Annotated in this window: 11 protein-coding genes; all 11 read left to right on the top strand. The window is 62.7% G+C overall.

The window, feature by feature from the left end; translation table 11 throughout:
- Nucleotides 1-136: 136 nt before the first annotated feature.
- On the top strand, nt 137-820 hold the full coding sequence (tmk, locus tag DXC52_RS03120) for a dTMP kinase (protein ID WP_117746087.1): 684 nt from the start codon (nt 137-139) through the stop codon (nt 818-820).
- A gap of 1 nt (nt 821) precedes the next feature.
- Nucleotides 822-1949, top strand: a complete 1128-nt coding sequence (locus DXC52_RS03115; RefSeq protein WP_117746086.1) for an ATP-binding protein — start codon at nt 822-824, stop codon at nt 1947-1949.
- Complete coding sequence (locus DXC52_RS03110; protein ID WP_117746085.1) at nt 1940-3640, top strand: regulatory iron-sulfur-containing complex subunit RicT; 1701 nt, start codon at nt 1940-1942, stop codon at nt 3638-3640. Before DXC52_RS03115 ends, DXC52_RS03110 begins: the two co-directional genes overlap by 10 nt.
- Before the next feature lie 102 nt (nt 3641-3742).
- Nucleotides 3743-4549, top strand: coding sequence for a ComF family protein (locus DXC52_RS03105; protein ID WP_233504767.1), 807 nt, complete (start codon nt 3743-3745; stop codon nt 4547-4549).
- Nucleotides 4550-4560: 11 nt separating this feature from the next.
- The gene (locus DXC52_RS03100; RefSeq protein ID WP_117746083.1) at nt 4561-5673 is read left to right on the top strand and encodes a hypothetical protein; all 1113 of its coding nucleotides are present in this window, start codon (nt 4561-4563) and stop codon (nt 5671-5673) included.
- A 733-nt stretch (nt 5674-6406) separates the two neighbouring features.
- A complete protein-coding gene (locus tag DXC52_RS03095; protein WP_233504773.1) occupies nt 6407-7432 on the top strand; it encodes an ABC transporter substrate-binding protein in 1026 nt (341 codons plus the stop codon).
- A gap of 317 nt (nt 7433-7749) precedes the next feature.
- A complete protein-coding gene (gene hpf, locus DXC52_RS03090) occupies nt 7750-8334 on the top strand; it encodes a ribosome hibernation-promoting factor, HPF/YfiA family (RefSeq protein ID WP_117746081.1) in 585 nt (194 codons plus the stop codon).
- A gap of 79 nt (nt 8335-8413) precedes the next feature.
- Nucleotides 8414-9367, top strand: coding sequence for a DegV family protein (locus DXC52_RS03085; RefSeq protein WP_117746110.1), 954 nt, complete (start codon nt 8414-8416; stop codon nt 9365-9367).
- A gap of 98 nt (nt 9368-9465) precedes the next feature.
- Nucleotides 9466-10554 (top strand): NAD(P)-dependent oxidoreductase, encoded by a 1089-nt coding sequence (locus tag DXC52_RS03080; RefSeq protein ID WP_117746080.1) that lies wholly within the window; start codon nt 9466-9468, stop codon nt 10552-10554.
- The gene (locus DXC52_RS03075; protein WP_117746079.1) at nt 10551-10979 is read left to right on the top strand and encodes a hypothetical protein; all 429 of its coding nucleotides are present in this window, start codon (nt 10551-10553) and stop codon (nt 10977-10979) included. Before DXC52_RS03080 ends, DXC52_RS03075 begins: the two co-directional genes overlap by 4 nt.
- Nucleotides 10980-10994: 15 nt before the next feature.
- Complete coding sequence (locus tag DXC52_RS03070) at nt 10995-11693, top strand: HEAT repeat domain-containing protein (RefSeq protein ID WP_117746078.1); 699 nt, start codon at nt 10995-10997, stop codon at nt 11691-11693.

The raw sequence follows: 11693 nt of genomic DNA, 5'->3' as shown, positions 1-11693 counted from the left end.
GTCTCTCACTCTCTCTTTTTCCCCCCGCAACTTTGGAAAGGCACCTTTAGCCATTGGGGACGCACCGAGCACTGGGGTATCATGGCTTGGTTGCTATAAATCGCATTTACGCGCCTTGTAGGAAGGGGCTGCGCCCATGGCTTTTGAGCCCGCTCAACATAGCTTTATCACGCTCGAGGGCGTCGACGGTGCCGGCAAGTCCACGCAGGCGCGCCTGCTTGCCCGCGCGCTCGAACTCGCTGGCTACCAGGTTGTGAGCCTGCGCGAGCCGGGCGGTACCGCCATCAGCGAAAAGATCCGTGCTCTGCTGCTCGACCCCGCCAACACGGCGATGGGTGACACCTGCGAGCTGCTGCTCTACGAGGCGGCGCGTGCCCAGCTGGTGCACGAGGTCATAGCTCCCGCCCTTGCTGCCGGCAAGGTGGTCCTGTGCGACCGCTTCTACGATTCCACGACCTGCTATCAGGCGTTTGCCGATGGCCTCGACCGTCAGATGGTACGCGATGCCAACAACCTGGCTGTCGCCGGTACGCATCCGGCGCTCACGCTCGTCTACCACATCACACCCGAGCAGGCGGCGCTACGCATGGCAGCCCGTGGCGCGGCAGATCGCATGGAGGCAAAAGGCATGGCCTTCCAAGAGCGCGTCTACCAGGGATTTTGCGCCATTGCCGCCGAGGAACCAAACCGCGTAAAGCTCATCGACGCGACCGCGTCCATCGAGGACGTCTTCGCGCAGACGGTCGAGCAGATTCGCGCGTACGGTCTCGACATTCCGCAAGACGCCGTCGCCGCCGCGCTTGCCCAGGAGGCCGAGTAACATGGCCCCCGCTCAGGCAAGCCTGCTGGCCAAGCTCGACACCCAGGAACGCGTGCGCGACTTTTTGACCAACGCCATCGCAAGCGGCCGCGCATCGCACGCCTACCTGTTCTTGGGCGCGCCCGGTGCCGGTAAGCTCGACGCCGCATGGGCGCTTGCCCAGGCATTCCTGTGCGAGCGGGACGGCTGTGGTTCGTGTGACAGCTGCGTGCGCGTCGCGCGCCACACGCACCCCGACGTGCACTATTACACCCCTGAAAGCGCTACGGGCTACCTCATCGCGCAGACCCGCGAGCTGCTCGACGACGTGCCCTTGGCGCCCATCCGCGCCAAGGCAAAGGTCTACATCATCGACCGTGCCGAGCAGCTGCGCGCCAACACCGCCAACGCGCTGCTCAAAACGCTCGAGGAGCCGCCCGAGGGCGTCATGTTCATCCTGTTGGGCACCTCGGCCGACGTGATGCTGCCCACCATCGTGAGCCGCTGCCAGTGCGTACCGTTTCGGCTGGTGTCGCCCACTGTGGCCGCGCAGGCCGTGAGCCGCGCCACCGGCCAGGATCCCGCGCGCTGCCGTATGGCCGTCGCTGTGGCGGGAAGCCCCACGCGTGGTATCGAGTTCCTCAAGAGCGCCGAGCGTCAGGACGCCCGTCGCCAGATGGTCCGTGCCATCGACTCGCTCATCGCCGCCGACGAGGCCGATGTGCTCAGTCGCGCCAAGTCGCTCATCGTCGCCGTCAAGGCGCCGCTCGCCGAGGTCAAGTCCACGCAGGAAAAGGTGCTCGAGCAAAATGCCGACTACCTGTCGCGTGGAGCATTGAAGCAGCTTGAGGACCGCAACAAGCGCGAACTCAACGCGCGCGAGCGTTCGGGTATCATGGAAGCGCTGGCGAGCGCGCGGACGCTCATGCGCGACGTGCTGCTGACGCTACAGGATGGGGCGGCAGACGTTGTGAGCGAGGACGTGCGCGACACGATCGGGCGGCTTGCCGCGGCGACGAATGTTGCGGGTGCCACCCGGGCGCTCGAGGCGGTTGCCACCGCTGAGCGCAACATCGCCAGAAACGTTACTCCCCAGCTGGCCATCGAGGTCATGCTGTTCGATATCAGGAAGGCACTGAAATGCCGTTAGTCGTACCCGTTAAGTTTACCTACGCCTCGCGCGACCTGTGGTTCGACCCACAGGATCTGGATATCCTCGAGGCCGATTATGCCATCTGCTCCACCGAGCGCGGAACCGAGATCGGCCTGGTCACGGCCGACCCCTTCGAGGTGCCACTCGACGAAATCGGTCAGCCGCTCAAGCCCGTGTTGCGCGTGGCGAGCGACATCGACCTGCAGCTTGCCGACGACCTGGCCATCCAGGGCGACGAGGCCATGGTCGACTTCCGCCGCCTGGTCAAGGAGCTCGACCTCGAGATGAAGCCGGTCGGCGTCGAGTACCTGTTCGGCGGCGAGAAGGCTGTGTTCTACTTTGCCGCCGAGGAGCGCGTCGATTTCCGTCAGCTCGTCAAGGACCTGTCCTCGACGCTGCACATTCGCGTCGACATGCGCCAGATCGGCGTGCGTGACGAGACCCGCCTGGTGGGTGGCTATGCCCAGTGCGGTCAGGAGCTCTGCTGCACGCGCTTTGGCGGACAGTTTGAGCCGGTTTCGATCCGCATGGCAAAAGAGCAGGACCTGCCGCTCAACTCGTCCAAGATCAGCGGCGTCTGCGGCCGCCTGATGTGCTGCCTGCGCTACGAGTTCGAGGCGTACAAGGACTTTAAGAGCCGCGCGCCCAAAAAGAAGACGCTTATCGATACGCCGCTTGGCAAGGCGCGCATCCAGGAATATGACACGCCGCGTGAGCAGCTGGTGTTGCGCCTGGAGAACGGCAAAGTCTTTAAGGTCAACCTGGCCGACATGACCTGCTCTGAGGGCTGCAAAAAGAAGGCCGCCGAGCAGGGCTGCAACTGCCGTCCCGACTGCGTGACGCGCGATGTGCTCGAGCGTATCGAGTCGCCCGAGATGCGCTTGGCGCTTATGGAGCTCGACCGCGAGAACGGCGTCGACGTGGGCGATGGCCTGTCGAGCGCCGACCGTCTGGCGGGGACGACGATGCCCAAGCGCCGTCGCCGCGATGCGGACGCCGATACCCGTGCCGGTCAGAGCCAAGGCGAGGGTCGCGGCCGCGGTAAGGGTCGCGGCAAGGCCGAGGCACCCGAGGCCGAGGAGGCTGCCGGTGGACGTCGCCGCCGCAAGCGCTCGGGTTCGAGCGACGCCGGCGAGGCCGCTCCCGCAGGCAAGAATTCCTCCCGCGAGCGCGAGGCTCAGCAGCCCCAGCAGCAGAATCGCGGCGGTGGTATGAATCCCACGCGCCGTCGCCGCCGCCATTTGTCGAGCGAGGAGCGCGAGGACGCCTTCCGCGCCGCAGCCGCTCGCGAAGCCGGTGCCGCCCCCAAGGGTGGTTCGGGTTCTGATACGCCTGCCGACAAGGGTGGCAAGCAGCGCAACGATGACGAGCGCGTCCCGCGTCCGCGCCGTCGCCATTCCTCGGGCACGCAGCAAAAGCCTTCGGTGCCCTCTGTGGCCGATCAGGTCTCGGATGGCGAGGTCAAGGTCACGCGCCGTCGCCCCGGAGATGGCGGAGGGGCGGCAGCCAAGGCCGCACGCGTCGCTGCTCGCGACGAACGCGAGTCGCGCGAAGATCGTGGTGGCGAGGGTTCGGCCGACCAGGGCCAGAAGCGCCGTCGCCGTCGTCGTTCCCGCAAACCGCGCCAGGACGGTGGCGAGGGCTCGACCCAAAACTCGTCCGCACCGCAACCGCCCACCGGCGAATAGCGCCCGCAAACGGATTTAACCTGCCTGACCCCAAACGCGTCGGGGTACCATGGCGCTGAATCAACAACCCTCCCTGCGACCGAGCGTAGGGAGGGTTGTGTCGTGAAGAGACATTTGAATGTGTTGGGATGCCTGCAAGGTGCCGGCATCCTACCGTTTGCGGACGAATTACTACCGTTTGCCGAGCAGGCGGCGCACGAGGGGCTTGAGGCGTTGTCGCCCACGCGATGCGCCGGCTGCGAGCGCTCCGGCGCGCTTATTTGCCAAGACTGCTTGGCGGCGCTTGCACTCATCGACCCGCGGCATAGCTGCACTCGATGCGGTGCCCCGTTTGGAGACTTGCTGTGCACCGAGTGCTCGGTCGAGGGTACGTCCTCGGCGATGGCCGAAGCTCTCGACCGGTGCCTGGCATGTGCCGTTTACACGCATCCGCTGCCGCGGATCATTAAAGCGTACAAAGACGCAGGCGAGCGACGCCTGGCGCCGTATCTGGCGGAGCTACTCTACGACACCGTCTTACATGCCCAGGTGGCAGCCCCCGATCGCTACGGCGGTGTGCTGTCCGGCGCCGACGCGGTGGTATTTGTGCCCGCGACTGCGGCAGCGTTTCGGCGGCGTGGATTCGACCATATGGAAGCAATCGCGCGCTCGTTTTGCGATCTTTCGGGCGTGCCGTTGCTGGACGCCCTGGTCAAATACGGTCATGGTGACCAGCGCGAGCTCGGTCGCGTCGAGCGCCGGGAACGTGCCCGGGGCATGTACGAGACGGTCGAGGATGTGCGTGCCTGCCGTCTGCTGCTCATCGATGATGTCATTACCACGGGCGCGACTATGGCAGCGGCCTCGGCGGAGCTCAAGCGTGCCGGCGCCGCAGCAGTCGATGGCCTCGCTATCGCACGCGTTTGGTAGGGGGTGGCTTTGTGGCAGTGAAGATAGCGCGGCGCATCGAGCCGACAAGCGAGCAACTGGCTTCCTCCGTAATCCTGACCGGCACCTCGGCGCTGCGCATGATGCGCGCCGAGCGCCGACAAATGGGTTACATCAGCTGGAGGGACCTCGATCCCGATGAAGAGCGCCGTGTGCTGCACGCATCGTCGCCCTCGGCCGAGGACATCTATCTTCCCGATTTGGTGCGGATCGGGGCCGTGAGTGGCGAGGTCCAAGAAGACTTGTGCCTGCTGGTGGGGTCGGCGAAGCAGCGTCGCCGCATGCCTGGTGCAAGCTGGTCCGTTTGTTCTACAGACCTGCCGGACGCCTCGATTTTGGAGGTGGAGCCGGGAGTGTACAACTTGTCTCCCGAGGCCCTCTGTGCCGCCGTTGCGCGCGAAGTCGGCTGTATCCAGGCATTTGCCCTGGCCCAGGAGCTGTGCTCCAAGATTTCGCTGAGCGATCGCGGGCAGTATCTGCCCCCTTACAGCTCGCCTACCGTGAACAGGCTTGCAAAGGATAAGGACCAGCCGTCAGATGTGGGCTACTTTGAGGTCGAGCCAGTGCTGACGCCCGATCGCCTGGCAGATTACCTTGCGGCATGCAAGGGGAGCGCGGCCAAGCAGCTGCGGCGGCTGTGCCCCTTTCTGTCGGAAAACCTGCGCTCACCCATGGAATGCATCATGCTTGCCATGTTTTCGCTTCCGTTTTCTTATGGCGGATTTGCCTGCGGTCCCTTTAAGACCGACCACAAGATCGAGTTCAACGACCGTGCGCAGGCGATCTCGGGGATGCCGTATGCGGTTTGCGATGCCTATCAGGAAGCAGCTCGGTTTGACCTGGAATACAACGGTGAGCAGGGCCATTCGTCTCGCGGCGGGCGCATTCACGATGAAAAACGCAATACGGGTTTGGCGTCCATGGGAATCGAGGTCGCGACGGTCAACAACGAGATGCTCTGCGACATGGAAGCGATGGAAGCGCTCGCATGGCGCATCCACCAGCGTATGGGTAAACGATATCAGAATCGTGTAGAGGCTCGTCGAAAGAGGCAAGATGCTCTGCTGAATACGCTCCGAGCGTGCTTTGGGCTCAAGCCGGCGTAAAACTATGGCTTTATAGGGGGTCTGTTTATATGCCATGTGCAAAAAACGGCAAATATGAGTACTGTTACTAGATTAGTGACAGCAAAAATAAAGAAACTTGGGCCGAAAAACTGGATTCAGCGAAGAGATAATAAACGAATGTGGAATATCTTGGCGCCAAGCGGGCTGTGCGGAACTCAAAAAGGGCTCGTGGGGCGGAAATACGCTGCTACTAAATTGGTAGCAGTACTCATATTTGCCGTTTTTTGCACACGGCACCCTGAGACGGGTGCCCCGGGGCTCCCCGTGGGGGAGCTCCGGGCTTCATGGGGGCACGAATGGTCCGCCCCGACCTGCGAAATCTGTGCTCGCGATGCGAATAACGTCCCTAACCTTAAACTATAGCTTGAACTTAGCTATAATGCGCTACGTTCCTGCCAGGCTGTGGTTGCGGACGGACGAAATGTCCATCCTAGTCCAAGACAGACGCGGTCAAAGGGATCCACGTAAGCGACCGCGTGCGCGCGGCGCGATCATGGCGCGTCCTAGATGTAAGCCGCACCGTCCGTTCTACTTTCTTTGGGGCAATACCGCCTCGCGGGCGAGCGGGTCAGTCGTGAAGGTGGCTGCGGCCTCCCGAGCAAACACCCCGGTGCGCAAGTGTGGGGTCAAATACCAGGTCAGCTGGTGGGAACAACCTGATATTCCGCGCAACGCACGGATCGTATACGACACAGAAGGCAGGGTAGTGGACATGGTGAGGGGCAGCTTGATGCACGCGGCTCGGTTGGGTGCTGGGACCGCAGCGGTCATTGCCGTTTTGGGCCTGAGCGGATGCGCGTTCAACCCGCTGTCTACGTTCACGACTCCCACGATCGACCAGATCGAGTACGAGACCGTCACGCCGGCGGTGTCGGACGATGCCCTGGTCACTCCCGGAACCCTGACGGTCGCCCTCGATACTTCCGATGCGCCGCAGGCCATGCAGGACGCCGACGGCGAGCTCACGGGGTATGCGGTTGACGCCGCCCGCGCTCTCGCAAGCCGCATGGGCCTTAAGGTCGCCTTTGTCGATGCGTCTTCGGCAGATTCCGCGCTCGGCGACAAAAAGGCCGATATCTTTATCGGCGAGATTAACTCCACGGACGGGGACATTAGCTCGCTCGGCACCTGCCTGTACGATGCCACTTCCGTGTTCGGTAAAACTAGCGATGGTGGGTCGCTAAGCGTTTCCACCGATACCCTTAACACGTCCACCCTGGGCGTTCAGACGTCCTCGGCCTCGCAGGAGGCGCTTGCTAAGCAGAGCATCACCGCCAACCAAAAGACCTACTCCAACATCAACGAGTGCTTTGAAGCGCTCGAGTCCGGCGAGGTCGACTATGTGATCTGCGATTCCACTGCCGGCGGTTACCTTGCACGTCTGATGAGCCAGATCTCCTACGTTGGCGCTCTCGAGACGCCCTCGACGCTCGGCGTTGCGGGCCTTGCTGCCAACGACGAGCTGTGCCGTGCCGTGAGCGATGCCCTCGACGGTATTACGGCCGACGGCACGCTCGAGGCGGTCCACTCTGTCTGGTATGGCACGATACCCTACGACCTCACCACTAAGACGGTTTCGGGCGTTAACGTGCAGTCGGGCGACTCTGAGTCCAGTGAGACCATGTCCTCCGGCGATGAATCCTCCGATTCCAGCAGCGATGACTTGTCCTCTGAGAGCAAATCGTCCAGCCAAGAGGGCGCTATCACCGACGACGACATTAACAAGCTCAATAGCTAGTTATTGCTAGGGGTGGCGTCTCCTATGCGCTAAGAGAGACGCCTCTTCACGGTTTCAACACGCATTGCCGGGCTTTCCCAACAGGGGAGCCCGGCTTTTTCGTTTCCGTAAAACCAGCAGGTCAAAGACATTTTTTAGGTGCAGAACCAAAGTCGCCGTCGCCCTCCTATAGCGCACTTTGCCACAGAAAAGTGCGAGACTTCGGTATGCGGTATCAAGCAATCGTTATTCGGGTCTTTGGGAATCCGCGTGATTAAATGCACGGCAATGGGTACATAGCCAGTACAGTAAGTCCCCGAGGCAGATTGGAGCCACGTATGGATATCAAGGTTTCTGGACGCAAGACGACGGTAACCGATGCTCTGCGTGCGCATGTGGATGAGAAGATCGGCGAGGCGCTCAAGGTTTTCGATATCGAGCCCATGACGGTCGACGTTGTACTTCGCTATGAGAAGAACCCCTCGAACCCCAACCCGGCAATCGTCGAGGTTACGGTTCGTGTCCGCGGTTCGGTGATTCGCGTTGCCGAGCACGGTGCAGATATGTACGCCGCCATCGACCTCTCCGCCGATAAGGTCACCCGCCAGCTGCGCAAGTTCAAGACCAAGGTCGTGGACAACCGCCAGGGTGGTGCCAGTGCCGCGGATGTCGCGCCGGTCGAGCGCGTTGAGGATCTGGCCGACCTGCTGCTGCCCGAGGAGGACGACGACCTGCTCGTCCGCGAGAAGGTCATCGATGTCACCCCGATGACCGAGGAGCAGGCGCTGGTGCAGACCGATTTGCTGGGCCACGACTTCTACGTGTTCGAGAACGCGACGACCGGTCTCATCAATGTGGTGTATCACCGTAAGAATGGTGGATATGGCATCATCAAGCCCCGCATCGAAACACTTGACGAGTAAAATACGTTAACTTGCATGAGTTAACGGTTGGCGGCCATCCCATGCGGGTGGCCGCCTTTTTACGTAAGGAGTCGCTTTGATAGACAAGGCCGCATCCGCCGGTCATTCGAACCGTTGCCGCATCGTCGTCGATACCTGCTGCGACTTTAGCCCCGAGGTCGCCGCGAACCTCGATGTCGATATCCTGGGTTTCCCTTTCATTATCGATGGCGAGGAGCGCACAGACGACATCTGGTCGAGCATGAGCCCTAAGGAGTTCTACGACCGCATGCGCGCCGGTGCCCGCGTGTCCACCTCGGCTGTGTCGCTCGGTCGCTATATCGAGTTTTTTACCGAGTGCGCCAAAGAGGGCACGCCCACGGTCTACCTGTGCTTTACCTCGGCGCTGTCGTCGAGCTACAACTCCGCGTGCCAGGCGGCAGATGTCGTGCGCGCCGAGTATCCCAACTTTGAGCTCTACGTGGTCGACAACGCTCTGCCCTGCGCGACCGGTGCGCTCTTGGCGCTCGAGGCCGTGCGCCAGCGTTCGGCGGGACTGACCGCCAAGCAGCTGGTCGATTGGGCAAACGAGGCAAAGACCTACGTGCACGGCTACTTTACGCTCGAGAGCTTCGACGCACTGGCTGCCGGCGGCCGCATTCCTCCCGCGGCGGCGCAGCTCACGGCAAAGCTCGACGTCAAGCCCGAGCTCTCCTACGACCTGGCCGGCTCGCTGTCGCTGATCGGCGTCAACCGCGGCCGCAAGAAGGCGCTCAAGTCCATCCTCAAGTCGTTCCGCGAGAACTACGTGCCCGATCGCACCATGCCCATCGCCATCATGACGGCCGATGCCGAAAAGGATGGTGACTGGCTCGAAGCCGCCATCCGCAAGGAGGAGGGTTGCGCCGACGTCACGATCATTCGCGGCTCCGTGGGTCCCACCATCGGCTCGCACGTGGGGCCCGGCATGGTGGCACTTGCGTTTTGGGGTAAGAACCGCGCCGAGAAAGCCTCGCTTTCCGACCGTATCGCTCGCCGCGTGCGCGGGCAGTAGGCAAGCGATGCGTCCGTAATCGCCCTCGACTCACAGCCCAAACGCTGGCACCGAGTATTCAACCTGGTAATAACACCCAACCCAAAAGGAAAGGTTTCATGGCAAACAAGCTCTCTGTCGCATTTATCGGCACCGGAATTATGGGTGCCCCCATTGCCGGCCACATTCTGGACGCTGGCTATCCCGTCACGGTCAACAACCGCACCAAGTCCAAGGCCGCAGCGCTCGTTGAGCGCGGTGCCGTCTGGGCCGATACGCCGGCAGATGCCGCGGCGAACGCCGACGTCGTCTTTACCATGGTGGGTTATCCCTCCGAGGTCGAGGAGCTCTACCTGGCGGGTGACGGTCTGCTCGCGTGCACTAAGCCCGGCGCAGTCCTGATCGACCTTACCACGAGCTCGCCCGAGCTGGCGCGTGACATTGCCGAGGCCGCCCAGGTCTCCGGCCGCATGGCGTTTGACTGCCCCGTCACCGGCGGCGAGTCGGGAGCTATCGCCGGCACGCTTACGGCTATCGTGGGCGCCACCGAGAACGACATCGCGCCGGTCCGCGACATCCTTTCCACCTTTGCGGCAACCATCTGCTGCTTCGATGGCGCCGGCAAGGGCCAGGCTGCCAAGCTTGCCAACCAGGTGTCGCTGGGCGCCTGCATGGTCGGCATGGCAGACGCCATGGCGTTTGCCGAGCTGAGCGGCCTTGATCTTGAGAAGACCCGTCAGATGATCCTGGGTGGCACCGGCAAGTCCGGTGCCATGGAGAGCCTGGCGCCCAAGGCGCTCGACGGCGATTACAAGCCCGGCTTTATGGTCGAGCACTTCATCAAGGACCTGCGCTTGGCGCTCGCCTATGCCGACGACCGCGAGCTTGCGCTGCCCGGCGCCGACGTGGCCTTTACGCTTTACGACATGCTCGATGCCATCGGTGGCGCCAAGCTGGGCACCCAGGCCGTCACGGTCCTCTATAAGGAGGAGGCCGACGCCATCGCCGCCGGTCTGGACTGGTCGCAGTATCGTCCCGAGGAGCATGGCGCTCACGAGGAAGGCTGCGGTTGCGGCGAGCATGACGACGATCACGAGTGCGGTTGTGGCCACCACCATGGCGAGGACCACGAGTGCTGCGGCGGCCACGGTCATGACGACGGCCACGAGTGCTGCTGCGGCCACCATCACGGGGAGCAGCGCCTATGAGCTTGACGTTCGTGGTGCTTGCGCTGGTGCTCTTTCTCTTTGCGATCTACATCGGCTTTTTGTGCGGCCAGTGGGCGTGCGAAAAGCGCGTCATCACCAAGCGCGACTACTGGATTGCCAACTTTGCAGGCGCGGCGGCAGTCGTCCTGCTGACCTGGGTGTTCTCGCTGTTACCGCTGGTGCAGTTTGCGCCGATCGGCTGGCTCGGCGGCTTTATCGCCGGCCTTAAGATGAGCTTTGGCGAGTCCGTCGGTCCGTGGCGCAAGCACGACGAGGTCTTTAACGTCAACAAGGCACACCGCGCCGCCGCCGACGCGGGCGATGCCGAGGAACGCCGCCGTGCGCGTCGTAATGGCGCGGCCGACCGACAGCTCATCTCGGTCACCGATGACAGCAAGGGTGCTGGCAAGCACGCTAAGAAATAGTAAAAAGAGGTAACTATGGCAGAAAACAAAGACGAACAGCTCACCGACGAGGAGCTGGCACAGCTTCAGCTGGCAGAGGAGAACGAGAACGCCGTCGACCGTCTGGTCCAGGAGCTCGGCTGCCCCACGCGCCGCATCCGCCAGTTTGCCGCCCGCGTGCTGCACCTGCTCGCCGAGCGCGATCCGCAGCGCGTCGTGCCCTGCGTCCCCGCGCTGATCGAGGCGCTCGACCGCCCCGAGGCTCAGACCCGCTGGGAGGCCCTCGATGCCCTGACGGCGCTTGCCACCACCTGTCCCGAGCAGCTGGGCGATGCCTTTGAGGGCGCCGAGACCGCACTGTTCGACGAGATTTCCTCCACGCTGCGCTATGCCGCCTTCCGCCTGCTGTGCGTGTGGGGCGCCACGAGTGTCGAGCGTTCGCGCGAGGCTTGGCCCATCCTGGACGAGGCCATTCAGTGCTACCACGGCGACCTCGAGTATCGCGACATGCTCGGTTGCCTGTACGAGTTTGGCCAGGACGAGATCGACGCCGAGGTCGCCGAGAAGCTCGCGCTGCGCCTTAAGTTCGATGCCGAGAACGGCAAGGGCAGCTATCTCAAAGCCCGTTCGAGCGAGATTTGCGAAATGCTTGTTAAACGCTTTGACCTTGATCTCTCCAAAAAGAAGAAGCGTGCTAGCGTTAAAAAATCTGACGACGCCGAAAACGAGGAGTAA

This window comes from Collinsella sp. TF05-9AC (assembly GCF_003438495.1).
Classification (GTDB): Bacteria; Actinomycetota; Coriobacteriia; order Coriobacteriales; family Coriobacteriaceae; genus Collinsella.
This window is presented reverse-complemented; position numbering and strand designations above follow the sequence as displayed.

What these genes read in the sequence shown, in the direction of transcription:
- DXC52_RS03095 (WP_233504773.1), top strand. Translation starts at nt 6,407, where the DNA reads ATGGTGAGGGGCAGCTTGATGCACGCGGCTCGGTTGGGTGCTGGGACC.
- DXC52_RS03110 (WP_117746085.1), top strand. Translation starts at nt 1,940, where the DNA reads ATGCCGTTAGTCGTACCCGTTAAGTTTACCTACGCCTCGCGCGACCTG.
- tmk (WP_117746087.1), top strand. Translation starts at nt 137, where the DNA reads ATGGCTTTTGAGCCCGCTCAACATAGCTTTATCACGCTCGAGGGCGTC.
- DXC52_RS03070 (WP_117746078.1), top strand. Translation starts at nt 10,995, where the DNA reads ATGGCAGAAAACAAAGACGAACAGCTCACCGACGAGGAGCTGGCACAG.
- DXC52_RS03115 (WP_117746086.1), top strand. Translation starts at nt 822, where the DNA reads ATGGCCCCCGCTCAGGCAAGCCTGCTGGCCAAGCTCGACACCCAGGAA.
- DXC52_RS03080 (WP_117746080.1), top strand. Translation starts at nt 9,466, where the DNA reads ATGGCAAACAAGCTCTCTGTCGCATTTATCGGCACCGGAATTATGGGT.
- DXC52_RS03075 (WP_117746079.1), top strand. Translation starts at nt 10,551, where the DNA reads ATGAGCTTGACGTTCGTGGTGCTTGCGCTGGTGCTCTTTCTCTTTGCG.
- hpf (WP_117746081.1), top strand. Translation starts at nt 7,750, where the DNA reads ATGGATATCAAGGTTTCTGGACGCAAGACGACGGTAACCGATGCTCTG.